The organism is Coprococcus sp. AF38-1, from assembly GCF_003603945.1.
GTDB classification, from domain to species: domain Bacteria; phylum Bacillota; class Clostridia; order Lachnospirales; family Lachnospiraceae; genus Coprococcus; species Coprococcus aceti.
Map to the genome: position 1 here is coordinate 395498 of NZ_QVGO01000003.1, position 17466 is coordinate 412963.

Sequence of the window (17466 nt, forward strand, 5' to 3'; positions counted from 1 at the left end):
AATGCTGTTATTTTTTAGTTTGGATTGTAATGAGATTGTAAGAAGTGGTTGCTATACTGAATTTACAAAATAAAAACAGAAATTTGGAGGTTTTAATATGGCAATACTTGAAACAAAAGATTTACGAAAGATATACGGAAGCGGAGAAAACGAAGTCCATGCTTTGGATGGGGTATCCATTTCCGTAGAGGAAGGCGAATTTGTTGCTGTTATCGGTACATCGGGCAGCGGTAAATCTACACTACTCAACATGATTGGTGGGTTAGACCGTCCTACTTCTGGTAGTGTTACTATCCGAGGAAAAGAACTGTTGAAAATGAAAGACGAGGAACTGACGATTTTTAGGCGTCGAAACATTGGCTTTGTTTTTCAGAATTATAATCTGCTTCCTGTTCTTAATGTGTATGAGAACATTGTGTACCCTATTGAGATCGATGGTGGCAAGACCGATACAAGATTTGTAAAAGAGATTATCCATACTCTTGGCTTGGAACAAAAGCTTAAGAATATGCCGAATAATCTTTCAGGTGGTCAGCAGCAGAGGGTTGCGATTGCCCGTGCCCTTGCGACAAAGCCTGCCATTATCCTTGCCGATGAGCCGACTGGAAATTTGGACTCAAAAACAAGTATGGATGTTATTTTGCTGATGCAGTCGATTAGCCGTCAGTTCCACCAAACCACCATTATGATCACGCACAATGAGGAAATCGCTCAAATGGCAGACCGCACAATCCGCATTGAGGATGGCAAGGTTGTTTCGGGAGGTGTCAGATATGCACGCTAACCGAAATAAAAAAGCAGTTAAGCGAGTAGAAAAGGGAATGATGAAAGCAAACCGTATTCGTAACCTGTTTGCGGTGTTTGCGATCGTTCTCACTACATTTATGATTACTACCGTGTTTAGTTTGGGCATTAACTATATGGAAAATATGAAGTTAATGCAGGTGCGTACCGCAGGCACGACCGCTAATGCTTCCCTTGCGATGCCGACAGAAAAGCAGGAACAGCAGATTAAGAATTTGGAATATGTTAAAACCGTCGGTACGCAGTATATGGTCGGCTCGGTTGCCGAGAAGAACGATGAGGGGCGTGATCTTTCTATCGCACTTTCGTATTACGACACTACTGAATGGGATAAACACTATAAAGAAACAATCAAAGATATAGAAGGGAAATATCCCTCAAATGAAAATGAAATTATGCTGTCAAAGGATGCTCTTTCACAGCTTGGAATGAAAGAGCCGAAGCTGAATATGGAAATCCCTCTGTCCTATTATGATAAAAACGGTCAGCAGGAAAAAAATTTCACTTTAAGCGGATGGTTTCATTCCTATACAGGCACGGGAATGGGCTTTGTTTCCGAAGCGTATTGCAAAAATGCAGGCTATACAATGGCAGAGGACGGCGTTCTTTCTTTGTCGTTGAATAAAATGCCTGATGATTTTTATCGTATTCAAAAAGATGTGGAGCTTAACGAAAATCAATCTTTCGGCGGTGCGGTTTCCATGAAATCATCAAGCGGTTCAGTGATTGCAATGGTAATCCTATTGGTATTCTTTATTATTGGCAGCGGGTATCTCCTTATTTACAATGTTTTGTATATATCCATTTCAAATGATACCCGTTTTTACGGTTTGATGAAAACGCTTGGAACAACGCAAAAACAGATTAAATCACTGGTAAAAAATCAGGCAGTTAAGTTTGCTTGCATTGGTATCCCGATTGGTATTTTGTTAGCCACCGCTGTTTCCTTTGGAATTGTTCCATTTGTGTTGAACGAGGGTTTTGAACAGGGCAAGTCGATGATGGATGCCGAAGTGTTTTTCCATCCATCTATCTATATTTTGTCCGTAATCTTTTCAGCAGTAACCGTTTGGATTGCCTGCAATGCTCCTGCAAAAGCGGCTGCAAAAATTTCGCCAATAGAAGCATTGAAGTTTCAGAATTTTGCACCGAAGAAAACAAAAAGCAGAAATTCCACCAATGGTGGCAAGCTGCATGTGATGGCATTTCATAATGTATTCCGTGACAAAAAGCGTGCTGCCCTTGTGTTTATGTCCTTGTTTATGGGAATTACTATGATTTTAGGCGTAAATGGGGTTATAAGCAGTATGTCGGCTGAGAACTTTATTAAGGAATATATGGACTATAACTTTGAATACACTGATATTCAGTTTGAACAGTATGAACAGCTCAATAAAGAAGTACCGCAGTTTGACGAACACTTTGTAGAACAAATCAAGCAGCTTGACGGTATTAAAAATATAGATGTTCAAAAAACAGTCTGGGCAGGTATTGACTTTAATGAAAACGATTTAGAAGGCTTTATGAAAATCAAATATGAGGACAGCAAATATAAAGCAAAGGGGCAGTCCTATGAACAGACGATAGAAACACTGAAAGGGTACGCTGAATCTGGTGACTATGGCTGCTATATTACAACGCTTCCAGACGACAGGGTACTGGAAGAATACAATGCAGAGCATCCTGATACGCCTATTGACATGGAAGCATTTAAGCGTGGCGAAACAGCGATTGCAGGAAAAGATACCGAATATAACGCTCCTAATACCGCTTTAGTGGGTGAAACATTGACACTAACTGCCGACAGTACAGACGGCAAGGCAACTGATTTCAAAATTGGCGGAGCTTTTTACTATGACGATTATGATAATACTCTTTCAGAAGGTATTGGCAGACGCAAAGAAATAAATATGGTGCCAGATGTTATCTTTGTCAGCGAAGCGGGTATGGAACGCCTGACAAAAGAACCAATAATTTCCGCAATCGGCGTTGACATTAAGAATTTCAACGATTTAGAGCGAATTGACAGCGAATTACAGGCGATCAACAGTACCTTGACCACATCGGAGTGGCAGATGAAATCTTCCGTGAATCAGAAAGAACTATATAACCAGATGAACTACTCTTTGAGCTTGCTGGGAAACGGTGCTGCAATTCTGCTCATTGTCATCGGCTTGATTAACTTTGTAAATGTTATGTTGACGGGTGTGGTGGCAAGGAAAAATGAATTTGCCATTATGGAAAGTATCGGAACAACGAAAAAGCAGATCAGGAAGATATTGACCTTAGAAGGCGGTATTTATGCTCTGATTTCTACTCTGCTGATTATGACTTTTGGTAATGCGTTCCTAATGTTGGTGGCAGATGCAGTTCCGCATATGGCAAACTATGCAGTATTTAAATACCCTGTTGCACTTGTCATCGGTTTGATCGCAGCAATCTTTGTAATTTGCTTAAGCGTTCCTGCCATTGTTTACAAGGCAACTTCTGATGAAACGGTCATTGAAAGACTGCACAATTTTGATAGTTAAATGAGGTTGTGGGACGGACGCAGCATTGCTGCGTCTGTTCCTGCAATTTTGTATATTGAGGAAGGTGGTGCGTTTTGCGGCTATGGCAAATATTTTTCTACTTGAAGATGACAAAATTCTGAGCAAGGGTATTTCTATCGCCCTAAAAAAAGACGAGCATATGGTCACAGCAGTCTATGGGTATTTGGAAGCATTGAAGCAATACCAAAAACAAAAGTATGATTTGTTTCTGCTTGATATTAACCTGCCTGACGGCAATGGTTTGGAATTTTGTGAAAAAATTCGTGAAACATCGGAAACACCCGTATTATTTCTAACTGCTAATGATACGGAAGAAGATATGTTGGAAGGGTTTGGCGTGGGTTGTGATGATTATATATCAAAGCCTTTTTCTATCGAAGTTTTACGGAAAAAAGTATTGGCAGTTCTAAAACGAAGTGGCGTAGGAAAATTTCGTATGAAATACAGAGATTTAGAGTTAGATAAAGAAAAGTGTCTTGTTTTGATGAAGGGACAGGAAATACATTTGACCTCAACAGAATACAAATTGCTCCTTTATCTAATGGAAAACAGGGGAAGGGTTGTTACAAAGGCAATGCTTTTGGAACAGCTTTGGGATATAGATGGAAACTTTGTTGATGATAATACCGTGCGTGTGAATATTAAGCGGCTAAGGCAGAAACTGAATGATGAAAAGCAGGAATACATTGTAACAGTTTTTGGCATGGGCTACTCTTTTGGAGAATGACGATGAAGCATTTTGTGATTTATAGAAAACTGATTTTAATTATAGGTACTGCTACAGCGGTGGTATCTGTTGGTGTGTTCTTTTTTATGGAGGACATCCTTTTCCGTACGCTTTTTATCTCTTTTGCATTTGTATTTTTTGGGGGTCTGTTGTTCCTGCTGGACTTTCTGCACAACCGCTATAATGATAATCTGTTAGAGGAGATTACGCTGCTCATTGAAGCATTGGTAGAACAGCAGGAACGGACGGTCTTTTCAGAAGCTGAGGATACCCTGACCGCACGGCTGCAGCATCAACTTCTAAAACTCCGCAATATTTTAAAGGCACAGAATCAAATGCTGACACAGGAGAAAGAACAGATTAAAACTTTAATCTCCGATATTTCGCATCAAATTAAAACGCCCGTAGCAGCGGCAAACACCTTTGCACAGTTATTAGGTGATACAGGGTTATCCGATGAGGAGAGAAGGGAATATATTGCCACCTTGCAGATGTCCCTTGAAAAGCTGACTTTTTTGACAAACAGTTTGATTAAAATGTCCCGTTTGGAAAGTGGCATTATCCGATTAAAACCTGAACAAAGCAGTTTAAATGATATTGTTATGCAAGCGGTAAAAACGGTTTATGCCAAAGCAAGGGATAAAAATATTACGATTACCTTTGATTGTGGGCAGACCTTTGAAGCCCTGCTTGATTTTAACTGGACGGCAGAAGCTGTTACCAATGTACTTGACAATGCTGTGAAATATACACCAAGCGGAGGAGTTGTGGACTTGAAAATCACCGAATATCCATCGTATTTGCGATTGGATGTATCCGATAACGGAATTGGCATTCCTGAAGAAGAACAGGCAAAAATCTTCGGCAGATTTTACCGTGGAAAGCAGTCAGCAGGAGTTGACGGTGTAGGGATCGGTTTATATCTTACCCGTGATATTGTGAATAAGCAGAACGGGTATATCAAGGTGGCATCCGATGAAAAAGGTACGATATTTTCTTTATTCTTGAAAAAAGTTTAGAGAATAATAGTAATTCCAGATAAGTGTACGATATGAATTTGTCAAGATAGTAAATATAAAATAGAAAGATTAAATAAAACATGATAAATGGAGATGGATAATTTATGATTTCAGAATGGATAATTTGCCCGATTTGTGGCAACAAAACCCGTGATAGAGTTAGAGAAGATACTGTTTTAAAGAATTATCCTCTTTACTGTCCGAAATGTAAGAAAGAAACTTTAATAAATGCAAAGAAATTACATATAACCGTCATCAAAGAGCCAGACGCATAGACGCAGAGCCGATGAACTTGTGAGATAACCTCATAAGTCATCGGCTCTTTTTTTACATGAATATAGAATTTGACAAGTCCGCCAAATAAAAAAAACGGTGTTTTGGTGGGCAATTTTGTCATGCTCAGATGGCTATTTTATCCCTCCAGACCTGTTTCAAGTTTGGAGGGATTTCTTATGTGTTGGTCTGATAACACTGTGCTGCTGATTTTAAGCAGCAGTTATTTACATACCGTTCGATAGAGATGAGAATAATCTGTTAAAAAAATTCTTATCTCCATTTGGGGAAATTATGTTCCAAAAGTAGATGTTAAATATCTATATAATAGAATTGTTATTTCTTATAACCGTAAGGGTTTGACAGCCTTTGCGGTTTTTCTTTTGTCGTTTTTTGTTGAATTAAGTCGTAAGCCTGTTTGTGGCGTAGGGTGTCGTTCACCGCCGATCAATCTGAAATTTCAAAAATTCAGATTGATTGGAGGAACAAAGAATGAATGAAAAACATCCTAACCGAAAAAAGGACAAGCATAACCCTTATACGCTGATGATTGTAGAGGGCAGATATTACCTCTCTTTTAAAGATGGGCGGGGTGTTATGCAAAATATTGAAATAGAGAAAGTGCTGTATGACCTGTTTAACCGTTTTGAGCTTGAGGATATTTCCTATCTTAATCGGGTGAGCAGGCACATTGAACACTCCGAGTTGACAGAAAACTCCTTGAATGACCGAGTTTTTTATAAGGAAGAAAGTCTTGAGGAAACCGTTTCAAGGTGCATCGAATACGAACTGCTACATAAGGCAATATCAAAACTGCCCGAAACACAAAGACGCAGGCTGCTGTTGTACTTTTTCGGAGAGTTGTCCTATGAGCAGATTGCCAAGTTGGAGGGATGCACCAAAATGGCGGTTAAAGGAAGCGTTGACATTGCACTAAAGAAGTTAAAAAAACTTTTTGAAAAATTTTAATTTTAGCCTATACGAAACCGCTTTTAAGTGAGCAAACAGGTGAGAGGGATTAAATTCCTTCCACCTGTTTTGCTTTGTGTGGCGAAAACGGGAGTGATCCTTGACAACCGAATATCCATTCGCCAAATACTTCCTCTTTGTGATTGTGATGAGCATAAGCGTGTGCAGCGGTACGCCAAGACCTGTTAAGAAGCAGCGAGCGATGAAAGGGGGTGATCTCATTCATTACCGACTGAAAATATCGGATTGCTTCCGATTTCGCCATAACCCACAAAGAGAATAATGGTACTCCCGTCCAGTCACAGTCCGAGCGTGATAAAACCGTCGCAGGCAATGAGGGCGGCTCTGGCAGACCGTCAGAGGGGTGGAACTCCCGTGGTGTCAGTTCGCTACTGACCGTTTGGCGACTTCCCATAGCATTTCGGGGTGTCGAGGACAAATTGAAATGCTCCTATCATAAAGCCAGATAAAAGGTAGTCATAGGAACAGAGATTTTGCTTATACTCTCCCGACCTTAAATACTTCCTTTTGTTTGGCTGCCTACATAGGCAGAACATACCTGCCTAAATAAATCTGGGAGGTCAAACATAATGGAAAGAAAAATCAAGCGTGGAGATATTTACTACGCAAATCTAAATCCTGTTATCGGCTCGGAGCAAGGCGGAACAAGACCTGTACTTATCATTTCAAACGATGTCGGCAATAAGCATAGCCCTACGGTCATTGTCGCACCCATCACAAGCCGAATACACACTAAAGCAAAATTGCCGACACACACTTTAATCAATGATTTTGAAGGTTTGGATAAGAACTCAATTATCCTGTTTGAACAAATCCGCACCATAGACAAACAACGCCTGCGTAAATATGTTGGTATGCTATCCACAGTCATAATGGCAAGAGCCGATAAAGCTCTTGCCATTAGTATTTCTTTGAGGGAGGTCAATAATGAATGAAATTAAGGTAGATAAAAATGTAGCGGCTCTGAAACTCATTGAGATACTTCTTGAAAAAGGAATGATAAATCAAGCCACATATACAAATATCGTGAAACACGCAAATTCGCACATTTCACAGGCGGCTTGATAATCAGTACAATATATTCAGAAAAATGAATTGGAGGTATGCTTAATGAACACAGCAGTAAATGAATATAATTACAGATTTAAGCTCACAGATTATTCTCTGTTTGACAGAAACAGAGCCAGAAAAGTTGCTATTTATGGTCGTGTTTCAACAGAACACGAAGCACAGTTATCTGCATTGGAAAATCAGTTACAATGGTATGATGACCAAGTAAAATATCATCCGAACTGGACGGTCTGTGAACGATATATTGATGAAGGTATCACGGGAACACAGGCAAAAAAACGCCCTGCCTTTTTGAAAATGATTGAAGATGCCAAGCAAGGTAAATTTGATTTAATTGTTACCAGAGAGGTATGCCGTTTTGCACGAAATGTTGTGGATACCCTTGTTGTTACAAGAGAGTTAAAAGGCATAGGCGTTGAGGTGTTTTTTATCGACGATAATATTTGGACAATGGACGGAGATGGAGAACTGCGGCTATCTCTTATGGCAACATTGGCACAGGAAGAAAGTCGCAAGACTTCCGAGCGTGTAAAAGCAGGTCAGAAAATCAGCCGTGATAATGGTGTTCTCTATGGAAACGGTAATATTTTAGGTTATGACCGTGTTGGAGATACCTATGTTATCAATGAGGAACAGGCAGAAACGGTCAGAATGATATATGATTTGTATCTGCAAGGTTATGGCTCGATGAAAATCGCAAAGATTTTGACGGAGCGAAAAAGGAAAACAGCTTCTGGACTTATAAAGTGGAGCGTTTCAAATATTATGAGAGCGATTAAAAATGCCACTTACACAGGAACAAAGTGTTACAACAAATCCAGAAGCAATAACTTTTTAGAGCAGAAGCGAATAAACAATCTTGATATGTCCACTTATGAATATGTTGAGGGTGATTTCCCTTCTATTATTTCTCAAGAGATATGGGATAAAGCACAGGCGATAAGGGAAAGTAGAGTAAAACCGGTATGTGTATCGGCAGGGAAAAACACACATAGTAAGCGTGATTCACGAGATATATGGGTCAATAAGCTACGTTGTTCCTGCGGCTCATCATACCGTAAAAATAAATGGCATACGAAATTGGACGGAAAAACCTCTTACGGTTATCAATGCTACAATCAGCTTAACAACGGAATTAAACGGAAAAGAGCTGAAATCGGTTTAGATACTGAGGGATATTGTGACAGCAGAATGATAACCGATTGGAAACTCGATTTTATGGCAAAAGCTTTGTTAGAGCATCTCTGGACGGAGAGAAAAGAGTCTGTACTGATTGCGTTAGACCTTATTAAGTATTATTATAAGGAAGAAAAATCTAACGAAACTCAATCCGATACGGTAACGATACAGGCGAAATTGGATAAGGCAAATAGCAGACTGACTAACTTGATTGCTATGAGAGCTGATGGAGAGATTTCCAAGGACGAGTATCAAGCAATGAGAAGTCCTGTCGATGAAGAAATCAAGAAACTTCAAAAAGCACTTGATGAAATTCCACAGGAAAAAAGCAATCCGAAAGGATTGGATATAGAGGGTATCCGTTCCACTCTGAACAGCTTTATTGATTTTAGTGGTAGCACTATCAGCCACGATGTTGTCAATCAGTTTGTATATCTGATAACACCGACATCGGATACTACATTTGATTGGTATGTTAATCTGAATGGGACAGCAGATGTGAAAGCAACCTTTACAGCGGAAGGCAGAAAGAAAAACTGCATTATCAAATTGGAGGAAATCGAAAAGATTTCCTCGGTACATAGGGAAAAGAATGAGGACAATGCTCATTTCATTAAAAACCCCCATATTTTTACCTATCTGCACAGGCTGCAATCGCTAACAAGTAGGATTCGGACGAACAGAACTTGTAAGTAATTAGCTTAATAAAGACAATATGAGTCCCTGTAATTGCCATGAGGTGGTTACAGGGACTTTTTTGTAAAAAAATATGCATATCAAAAAGGAGAAATCAATAGCCGATACTTGATTATATTATGTACTGATGATATTGTGGTCTATGGAAATTAAACATAGGAAGAATATATAATGAATGAAAGAGATGTAGAAATTAGTAAAAGAGAAGCTAAGAAGAAGGAACGTAGGTCGAGAAAGGACAAGCTTGCCATAGAGAAGAGAATACTTCGTCTGTCCTTTATGGGAAGTGTCTTCTTCATACTTGCGGAGGGCGTGATGGCATGGTATACCCATTCACATTCGCTTTGGACGGACTGCCTGTTCGACTCCGCAGATCTGGTCATGATAGGACCATTTATGGTGCTTGTTCCGCTTCTGTATAAACCGGTGACAGAGAAACATCCATATGGCTATGCCCAGGTGGAATCGCTTTTTCTCCTTGTGAAGTACAGTGTATTACTTGCACTCACATGTAATCTCATGGTTGAGAATATAAAGCTGTTGTTTCATGGGGGACATGATGTAGATGCGGGGAGCATAGCGGTATTTGAATTTCTTGTATGTGTATGCTGTGCGGTTATGTATGCGATACTTGGCCATTACAGTAAGAAATATGAGTCTACAACTATCAAAGCGGAGCTGTATATGTGGAAGCTTGACGTAATAAGCAGTATGGGAGTTGCTATAGCATTTGCGGTACAGACTGCTCTTTTGCATACAAGTCTGCGTTTTATGACCCCTTATATTGATCCGGCTGTAGCGGTGGTTATGGCACTTCTTCTCATAAAAGAGCCGGTGTGCGAGATATTTCAGAGTATCAAGAATCTTATTCTTTTTGCTCCGGAGGAAGAGACGCTTAGTCAGATACGAGCCATAGTGGATCAGCATATGAAGGATTACCCATATGAGGTCACTTTTCTGGATGTCATCCAGACCGGGCGGAAGCTTTGGGTTGAGGTATATATAGGAAATCAGACGGATGTGATACATATAAGTATCATTCATAAGGTGAGAGACGAGATAAAACAGGAGCTTAGGGATAAGTATGATCAGGTGTATATAGAGGTCATACCAGATTGATAGTAAAGCTGTAATACAAAATATAAATGATCAAGGGGATGCAGGGATATGTTACATTATGAAGTTTTTGAAAGCTCATGTGATACCGATAGATATATAGTTCTGCTTCATGGATTTGGAGGGAACAACAGGGTATGGAAGAATCAGATTCCCTTGCTTCAGAAGAAGTTTAATGTTCTGGCGATAACTCTGCCAAGTCATGGAGACAGTGAACTGAAATTGTCCAAGATGGGAAGTACGCTGGATGTTGTCGTGGGTGAGATAACGCAGGTGCTTGATGAGCGGGGAATACAGCGAGCTGTTTTTATGGGCGTATCACTTGGAACTATATTTATCAAATATATGGAGATGAGATGCGGAAGTTACATAGATAAAGCAATACTTGTGGGTGCGCTTGGCACGGTTGGAAAACCACTCAGGCGTGCTGTCAATGTCTTTGCTAAGATAGGTGACAAACTTCCATTTCCTGTCGTCTACAGAATAATGGCAAAACTCTTTATGCCATGGAAAGTCAGCAAGACAAGCAGGAAGGTATTCTGCAAATGTGCCAAGGCATTAAACAGTCAGGAATTTAAGGCGTATATGAATATTTTTATTGAGCATTTTTCACTTTGTGACGAGTTCGTGAGCAGATTACACGAGGAGAATGTATATATTTCCGGGCGTGGTGATCTGTGTTTTATAAATGGAATCGTGGAGGAAGCTGATCTGACAGATGCGGAGCTGATAATAATAGAGCATTGCGGTCACGTGTGCAACATAGATCAGAGCAGGCAATTCAATGATATTATTTCTGAATTGCTTGACATTGAATGAATTAAAAGTGGAATATGATACGACAAGGATATACTATCTTAAAATGCTGATAAATAAGGATAAGGAGACTGTGATATGGCAACGATGGACACGTATAAGGGGAACAAAATAGATCCGATGAATATGACAGCTTCAGACATATCAATACAGGATATTGCGCATGCGTTAAGCCTCACGTGCCGCGGCGGAGGGCATGTGTCATATTTCTTTTCTGTGGCACAGCACTCCATCAACTGTATGAATGAGGCGAAGTCAAGGGGATGGTCAGAGCGGCTACAGCTTGCCTGTCTGTTGCACGATGCCAGCGAGGCGTATATATCAGACATAATCAGACCGGTAAAAGCACATTTGTCCAATTATCTTGAGATTGAGAGTTCGATCATGAACGTTATATTTGCGCGATTTGGACTTGCTGATCTGAGCGAAGAAGAGAATGCTATGTGGAAACAGATAGATGATGAGATGATGAATTTCGAACTTAAGAATCTGATGAAAGGCGAGGAGTACAGGAATACGGACAACCTTAGTTCAGTCCCTGCTGTGGCCGAAAGACCATGGCGAGAAGTGGAAGGTGAATTTGAGGCTGAATGTAAGAAACTTGCAGAGAAAATGCCAGATCAGACCGGCAAGTAGTCGATAGTGAATAGTTATTTTTAATTACAAAAATGTATGATAATACCTCCCAGGCGGATGATGGAAATATAACAATCTGCCCGGGAGGTATTTGTTTTGACAATTATGATCAGATGTTGTCAAAGTATCCGACATAGTCGACCTTGTATGTCCCATCTGGGAAAAGGTATTCATACAGATCTATGAAATAGTCATCGGTCATGCTGGCGATGAAGTCGAATATACGGAGACACATTTTGTATCAACTGAAATTAATTATCGAAAAACGATAATAATTATTGACAAACGATAATCATGTGGTACTATACAAGTAAGATAATTATCGAAAAACAATAATTTACTTGGCGATTGGAGGATTTTATGGTAAATGGTGTTTTAAATGCATTTGCATACATAGCAAAGTGGCTCAGGGAGATGTCTCTTGCGGGCGGAGCACATAATGTCCTTGCAATATGTATGTTCTGTCTGATAGGCTGTGTGCCACTTGCTGGATTCATCGTGCTCTGTATAAGAAATAGAAAAATTGATGCTGACTACCTGTTGCTGGGACTTTCAGCAGTGCTTTTCATAGGAATATATATGATGATAAATCCAGGGTATGTCATAGATGGAAATGCTCTGGTAACTTCAGATATGCTGAATCTTGCAATAAGCTCAGTGATATGGTCGGTGCTGGCATGCTATGCTGTGCTCAGGATCGTGGAGAGTATAGACAAGGCGGATAGCACTCAGATAGTAGAAATCATCAAGAAGATAATATGTGTGATAGTGGTGTTCACAGCTTTTGTGATTGTCTGTGTGTCACTGCCGGAGCTTGTCAGAACAAATCGGACAAATGCCGGTGCTATGCCTGGTGATGCCGGATGGGCAGTGATCCTGTTTATTTTCCAGCTTGTAAATGCTGCTCTTGTCATATGGGTTCTGATCAGGGGATACAGGCTTTGCAACAGCATAATAGAAAATGAGTATTCGGATGAAACAATCCATATGGCAGAGAGACTTTCAAAGACGAGCAAGAGTGCGATATCAGTCATGGTGATTCTTGAACTCTCGAAGAATGTGCTTCAGCTTTTTATCATGACGACTCTTTCAAATGCCGATTTTAAGATATCACTTCCATTATATGAGCTGATAATACTCGTCGTTGTGTATATGGGTGTCAGAAACCTTGCTAAGACAAAAGCGATAAAAGAAGAAAATGATTCATATATATAGAATTTGAGGTGACGTGCAGGTATGGCGATCAAAGTAACGCTGGACAGAGTTTTAAAAGAGAATAATATGACATCGAAGGAACTTTGCAAACTAGTGGGGATAACAGAGGCAAATCTGTCGGTTCTCAGAAGCGGGAAAGCAAAGGGTGTGCGGTTTACCACGATCAACAAGATATGCTATTACCTGCACTGCGATGTTGGAGACATATTGACATTCGATGGTGAGCTTATAGAAGAAGACTAAGGAGGCGGGAGCTGTGATGAAAGTTATCAGGGGTAAGAAAACAGACAGGAAATCAGGTGAGACACATAGAGTGATACGAAAGAGTGATCTGGTTGCCATGGGTATTATTGGATTACTTGGAATATGTATGCTCTCAGGCTGCTCGCTTGCGGATAAAACAAAAGTTGAACCTGCTGAAAATGATTCTCTGGTTGGAGTGTTTGTAACAACAGAAAGGCTTGGGACAGTTACCGATGTTCCGTGCGAAATCGATATTGATGCAGGTACACTTAAGATAACAGATGAAGACATTGATGTTGACGGATGTTATATGATCTATGCCAGATCAGGCGAGGGGGAAGATATGTACGAGACTCTGGTATCTGATGGTATAAGTGTTGGAACAAACAATGTTGGGTATAATGAGAATGCAGATGGAAGTGTCACCAGAAGCCGGACAGTGAACGGATGTGTGTACTATGATCTGGACAATAAGGATAGCTATGCAGACTCAGATGGTGATGTGGGAATAATCCTCAATAAGGTATATGAGAAAACAGATGGAACATATTATATAACGAGTGGCAGCTCAATGGGGTGTGCGGCCACGGATCAGACTGCAGAGAACGGCTCAGGTGCAATGGATATAAAAGAGTCGTATAAGACGACTTCGTTCTCGGGTAGTGAAAGTTTATCAGGCGATGAAAATGAGATGACTATACACGTGGAATGGAAGTTTGAACGTGCGGGAGAAAAGTATACATTTACAGCCATGTCTGAGGATAATAAAGAGCTGGATGCCAAAACCTATGATGTTGGGGATATACCAGATACAATAAAGTTTGACTGTGACTGGCAGTATGTGATCGTGTCCTATGCGGATGTGACTGGTAAGATGCACAGTTCATTCGTGGATAAAGAAGATTCAGCGTATGAATATAGTGTGAGCACAGGCAAATTCTTCCTGGATACAGGCGTAGTTGAGATAGAATAACAGGCGAATATTAATTTAAGATTAAACCACAGGGATATGGTAAATTGGTTCCCTGTGGTTTAAAATTATGACTAGAGAAAATGAATGAAATTGAAAAACGAGAACATTTAGCGTGGGCATATTATCATAATTTCATGTATGACAGTGAGAATTAAGGAGGATTACAGATGGATCGCAAAGAGATGAACAAAATTATATTTCAGAATACAGAGTATATGTGCAAGACGGATGCTGCATTGTCAGATGCTACAAAGAAATCGGTGTCAGGGCAGCGATTTATTGCAGAAAGTGAGAAGATTCCGGGACTTAATCTTAATATTTATAAGAAACAGACCAGGATTGTGGTATCCAGAAAGAGAACATATGAGGCAGCAGCATATTATAAGGGACAGCATGTTGCTGTGCATAACTTTGCATCGGCGGTAAATCCGGGTGGCGGAGTTGTATATGGAGCGAGTGCACAGGAGGAATGTCTCTGCAGATGTTCTAATCTGTATTTCTGTTTGAACACTCCTGATATGTGGGGAATGTTCTATACTCCTCACAGAGCGGCAAAAGATCCTATACACAATGATGACATTATATATACACCTGGTATAGTGGTGTTTAAGACGGATACAGATCTGCCGGAACTCATGGAGCGAAAGGATTGGTATAAAGTGGATGTGATCACATGTGCTGCGCCGAATCTACGGGAAATTCCAGGAAATATATATAACTGCGAGAATGGTGCAAGCGCAGCGGGAGTAAGCAATTATGACCTTCAGATTATTCATGAGAAAAGACTCAGAAGGATACTTGACAGCGCCGTTATGAACCATGCGGACACAGTGATACTCGGGGCATTTGGCTGTGGTGCATTCCGCAACGATCCTCATGCGGTGGCATCGGCTGCTGCAAATGTTCTAAGTGATTATATACACGCATTTGAGAATATCGAGTTTGCTGTGTACTGCAGACCAAATGATGATTTCAATTACAGGGTGTTTAACAGCGTATTAAGTTCATTGTAAAGGAAATTTGTGCCTATGGTGCATACCATCATGCTATGAGGGCGGCGATGTAGATATAAGAAGATGAGCAGGAAATGACAAGAGTCTTGATTACAGGATTAGTGTCAATGAGAAAATAGTGAAAGATTATTAAAAGAATTATACAAATTTTAGAAATAATTAATTGAATAAATCCTCCTTGTGATATAAGGTTAGAATAATATATATGATAATGGCGTTTCTATATTGTGTCAGACATATATATCCTAAAAAATATCACAAGGAGGATTTTTATATGAAAGAAGTAAAACAGCCAAAGAAGCCGCTGATATTTTATTATCTGATAGTGCTTATCATAATAATGGTTCTCAATTTCATATTTGTCCCATGGTTTACTGAGAGAAGTATAGAGGAGGTGGACTATGGTACATTCATATCCATGACAGAGGACAAGAAGATCGATGAGGTAGATATTGAAGCACAGTCAAATATTATCTATTTTACAGGTAAAGATGACAAGAAGGTGTACAAGACTGCTATGGTGAGTGATGAGAACTTAACCGAGAGACTTTACAAGTCAGGAGCCAAGTTTTCAGGTCAGGAGATCAAACAGACATCGCCTATACTCAGCTTTATACTCAGCTGGATCATACCGATACTTATATTTACGCTGCTTGGAAGAATGCTTGCCAATCAGATGATGAAGCACGCCGGAGGCGGCAAGAATTCCATGATGTTTGGAATGGGCAAGAGCAATGCAAAGATATATGTTAATTCTACAGAGGGAATCAAATTTACTGATGTTGCAGGAGAGGATGAGGCGAAGGAGAATCTGACAGAGATCGTTGAGTATCTTCACAATCCTGGAAAGTACAAGGAAATTGGTGCTTCCATGCCTAAGGGTATTCTTCTTGTGGGCCCTCCGGGAACAGGTAAGACCATGCTTGCCAAGGCTGTAGCCGGAGAGGCAAATGTACCATTTTTCTCAATGTCCGGTTCAGAGTTCGTTGAGATGTTCGTAGGTATGGGAGCCTCAAAGGTGAGAGATCTGTTTCAGCAGGCAAAGGAAAAGGCTCCATGTATAGTGTTCATCGATGAGATAGATGCCATAGGTAAGAAGAGAGACGGACAGATAGGAGGCAATGACGAGCGTGAGCAGACACTTAACCAGCTTCTCACCGAGATGGATGGATTCGAGGGCAACAATGGTGTCATCATCCTTGCTGCAACCAACAGACCGGATTCACTTGATCCGGCACTGCTCAGACCGGGAAGATTTGACAGACGAGTACCTGTTGAACTTCCGGATCTCAAGGGACGTGAGGATATACTCAAGGTTCATGCAAAGAAGGTCAAGATAGGAGATAATGTAGACTTCAATAAGATAGCCAGAATGGCATCAGGTGCATCCGGTGCCGAGCTTGCCAATATTGTAAATGAGGCTGCACTCAGGGCTGTCAGGGCAGGCAGAGGCTTCGTGACACAGGCCGATATGGAAGAGAGTATAGAGGTCGTAATCGCAGGTTATCAGAGAAAGAATGCGATACTTACAGACAAGGAGAAGCTTGTCGTGTCATACCATGAGATCGGACATGCACTTGTGGCTGCAAAGCAGACTGATTCAGCACCTGTTCAGAAGATAACCATAGTTCCTAGAACTTCAGGAGCACTTGGTTACACCATGCAGGTGGATGAGGGCAACCATTACCTTATGACCAAGGAAGAGATTGAGAATAAGATCGCCACACTTACAGGTGGAAGAGCTGCGGAGGAGATAGTATTTGGATCTGTTACAACCGGAGCATCCAATGATATAGAACAGGCGACAAAGCTTGCAAGAGCTATGATCACCAAATACGGAATGAGCAAAGAGTTTGATATGGTAGCCATGGAGGTAGAGACTAACAAATACCTTGGCGGCGATTCATCACTTTCGTGCTCGGCAGAGACGCAGACACTTATAGACAAGAAGGTTGTGGAGCTTATAAGAAAGCAGCATGAGAAGGCGGCAACCATTATCCTCGAGAACAGAGCGAAGCTTGATGAGCTTTCAAACTATCTGTACCAGAAGGAGACTATCACAGGCGAGGAGTTTATGAAGATATTGAATTCATGATTCTCTTAGATATAATTTCAGTTACCGGGTGCTGGCATTTTACAATTC

At 40.6% G+C, this 17466-nt stretch carries 18 protein-coding genes; 17 read left to right on the forward strand and 1 reads right to left on the reverse strand.

The genetic code is table 11. The features are described 5' to 3' along the window. Positions 1-97: 97 nt before the first annotated feature. From DW025_RS06260 to DW025_RS06320, 12 genes are all read left to right on the forward strand, one after another. Positions 98-784: an ABC transporter ATP-binding protein gene (locus DW025_RS06260; RefSeq protein WP_009243486.1), complete on the forward strand. Its 687-nt coding sequence runs from the start codon at positions 98-100 to the stop codon at positions 782-784. Then, positions 774-3335, forward strand: coding sequence for an ABC transporter permease (locus DW025_RS06265; RefSeq protein ID WP_117824869.1), 2562 nt, complete (start codon positions 774-776; stop codon positions 3333-3335). The genes DW025_RS06260 and DW025_RS06265 overlap by 11 nt, the downstream gene beginning before the upstream one ends. Before the next feature lie 82 nt (positions 3336-3417). After that, positions 3418-4083 (forward strand): response regulator transcription factor, encoded by a 666-nt coding sequence (locus DW025_RS06270; protein WP_025577695.1) that lies wholly within the window; start codon positions 3418-3420, stop codon positions 4081-4083. 2 nt (positions 4084-4085) lie between these two features. Further along, positions 4086-5102 (forward strand): sensor histidine kinase, encoded by a 1017-nt coding sequence (locus DW025_RS06275; protein ID WP_025577697.1) that lies wholly within the window; start codon positions 4086-4088, stop codon positions 5100-5102. 104 nt (positions 5103-5206) lie between these two features. Then, the gene (locus DW025_RS06280; RefSeq protein ID WP_011527997.1) at positions 5207-5377 is read left to right on the forward strand and encodes a cysteine-rich KTR domain-containing protein; all 171 of its coding nucleotides are present in this window, start codon (positions 5207-5209) and stop codon (positions 5375-5377) included. Between the two features lie 490 nt (positions 5378-5867). Then, positions 5868-6344, forward strand: a complete 477-nt coding sequence (locus DW025_RS06290) for an RNA polymerase sigma factor (protein WP_025577699.1) — start codon at positions 5868-5870, stop codon at positions 6342-6344. A 590-nt stretch (positions 6345-6934) separates the two neighbouring features. Then, positions 6935-7300: a type II toxin-antitoxin system PemK/MazF family toxin gene (locus tag DW025_RS06300; protein ID WP_025577701.1), complete on the forward strand. Its 366-nt coding sequence runs from the start codon at positions 6935-6937 to the stop codon at positions 7298-7300. Further along, positions 7293-7430, forward strand: a complete 138-nt coding sequence (locus tag DW025_RS14820) for a hypothetical protein (protein ID WP_158563395.1) — start codon at positions 7293-7295, stop codon at positions 7428-7430. Before DW025_RS06300 ends, DW025_RS14820 begins: the two co-directional genes overlap by 8 nt. A 45-nt stretch (positions 7431-7475) precedes the next feature. Next, positions 7476-9311 (forward strand): recombinase family protein, encoded by a 1836-nt coding sequence (locus DW025_RS06305; RefSeq protein WP_243104908.1) that lies wholly within the window; start codon positions 7476-7478, stop codon positions 9309-9311. Positions 9312-9482: 171 nt separating this feature from the next. Further along, a complete protein-coding gene (locus tag DW025_RS06310) occupies positions 9483-10430 on the forward strand; it encodes a cation diffusion facilitator family transporter (protein ID WP_119202640.1) in 948 nt (315 codons plus the stop codon). Positions 10431-10478: 48 nt separating this feature from the next. Next, on the forward strand, positions 10479-11246 hold the full coding sequence (locus DW025_RS06315) for an alpha/beta fold hydrolase (RefSeq protein ID WP_022216329.1): 768 nt from the start codon (positions 10479-10481) through the stop codon (positions 11244-11246). A 75-nt stretch (positions 11247-11321) separates the two neighbouring features. Next, on the forward strand, positions 11322-11879 hold the full coding sequence (locus DW025_RS06320; RefSeq protein WP_119999189.1) for an HD domain-containing protein: 558 nt from the start codon (positions 11322-11324) through the stop codon (positions 11877-11879). A 109-nt stretch (positions 11880-11988) separates the two neighbouring features. Here DW025_RS06320 and DW025_RS15305 read toward each other — a convergent pair whose 3' ends face one another. Further along, positions 11989-12114, reverse strand: coding sequence for a hypothetical protein (locus DW025_RS15305; RefSeq protein WP_279221685.1), 126 nt, complete (start codon positions 12112-12114; stop codon positions 11989-11991). 125 nt (positions 12115-12239) lie between these two features. On the opposite strand from DW025_RS15305, the gene DW025_RS06325 reads away from it, so the two are divergent. The 5 genes from DW025_RS06325 to ftsH all read left to right on the forward strand — a co-directional run bounded on the left by DW025_RS06325 (position 12240) and on the right by ftsH (position 17418). Further along, positions 12240-13094 (forward strand): hypothetical protein, encoded by an 855-nt coding sequence (locus DW025_RS06325; protein ID WP_119999191.1) that lies wholly within the window; start codon positions 12240-12242, stop codon positions 13092-13094. Positions 13095-13115: 21 nt separating this feature from the next. Then, a complete protein-coding gene (locus tag DW025_RS06330) occupies positions 13116-13337 on the forward strand; it encodes a helix-turn-helix domain-containing protein (RefSeq protein ID WP_055222763.1) in 222 nt (73 codons plus the stop codon). A 16-nt stretch (positions 13338-13353) separates the two neighbouring features. Further along, positions 13354-14310, forward strand: coding sequence for a hypothetical protein (locus DW025_RS06335; protein ID WP_119999193.1), 957 nt, complete (start codon positions 13354-13356; stop codon positions 14308-14310). Between the two features lie 167 nt (positions 14311-14477). Then, complete coding sequence (locus DW025_RS06340) at positions 14478-15323, forward strand: TIGR02452 family protein (RefSeq protein ID WP_118016608.1); 846 nt, start codon at positions 14478-14480, stop codon at positions 15321-15323. 274 nt (positions 15324-15597) lie between these two features. Further along, positions 15598-17418 (forward strand): ATP-dependent zinc metalloprotease FtsH, encoded by a 1821-nt coding sequence (ftsH, locus tag DW025_RS06345; protein WP_119999195.1) that lies wholly within the window; start codon positions 15598-15600, stop codon positions 17416-17418. Positions 17419-17466: the final 48 nt, after the last annotated feature.

Coding starts and splice junctions, on each gene's coding strand:
- DW025_RS06275 (WP_025577697.1), top strand. CDS start 4,086: ATGAAGCATTTTGTGATTTATAGAAAACTGATTTTAATTATAGGTACT.
- DW025_RS06270 (WP_025577695.1), top strand. CDS start 3,418: ATGGCAAATATTTTTCTACTTGAAGATGACAAAATTCTGAGCAAGGGT.
- DW025_RS06320 (WP_119999189.1), top strand. CDS start 11,322: ATGGCAACGATGGACACGTATAAGGGGAACAAAATAGATCCGATGAAT.
- DW025_RS06265 (WP_117824869.1), top strand. CDS start 774: ATGCACGCTAACCGAAATAAAAAAGCAGTTAAGCGAGTAGAAAAGGGA.
- DW025_RS06305 (WP_243104908.1), top strand. CDS start 7,476: ATGAACACAGCAGTAAATGAATATAATTACAGATTTAAGCTCACAGAT.
- DW025_RS14820 (WP_158563395.1), top strand. CDS start 7,293: ATGAATGAAATTAAGGTAGATAAAAATGTAGCGGCTCTGAAACTCATT.
- DW025_RS06260 (WP_009243486.1), top strand. CDS start 98: ATGGCAATACTTGAAACAAAAGATTTACGAAAGATATACGGAAGCGGA.
- DW025_RS06335 (WP_119999193.1), top strand. CDS start 13,354: ATGAAAGTTATCAGGGGTAAGAAAACAGACAGGAAATCAGGTGAGACA.
- ftsH (WP_119999195.1), top strand. CDS start 15,598: ATGAAAGAAGTAAAACAGCCAAAGAAGCCGCTGATATTTTATTATCTG.
- DW025_RS06300 (WP_025577701.1), top strand. CDS start 6,935: ATGGAAAGAAAAATCAAGCGTGGAGATATTTACTACGCAAATCTAAAT.
- DW025_RS06290 (WP_025577699.1), top strand. CDS start 5,868: ATGAATGAAAAACATCCTAACCGAAAAAAGGACAAGCATAACCCTTAT.
- DW025_RS15305 (WP_279221685.1), bottom strand. CDS start 12,114: ATGTGTCTCCGTATATTCGACTTCATCGCCAGCATGACCGATGACTAT.
- DW025_RS06310 (WP_119202640.1), top strand. CDS start 9,483: ATGAATGAAAGAGATGTAGAAATTAGTAAAAGAGAAGCTAAGAAGAAG.
- DW025_RS06315 (WP_022216329.1), top strand. CDS start 10,479: ATGTTACATTATGAAGTTTTTGAAAGCTCATGTGATACCGATAGATAT.
- DW025_RS06280 (WP_011527997.1), top strand. CDS start 5,207: ATGATTTCAGAATGGATAATTTGCCCGATTTGTGGCAACAAAACCCGT.
- DW025_RS06340 (WP_118016608.1), top strand. CDS start 14,478: ATGGATCGCAAAGAGATGAACAAAATTATATTTCAGAATACAGAGTAT.
- DW025_RS06330 (WP_055222763.1), top strand. CDS start 13,116: ATGGCGATCAAAGTAACGCTGGACAGAGTTTTAAAAGAGAATAATATG.
- DW025_RS06325 (WP_119999191.1), top strand. CDS start 12,240: ATGGTAAATGGTGTTTTAAATGCATTTGCATACATAGCAAAGTGGCTC.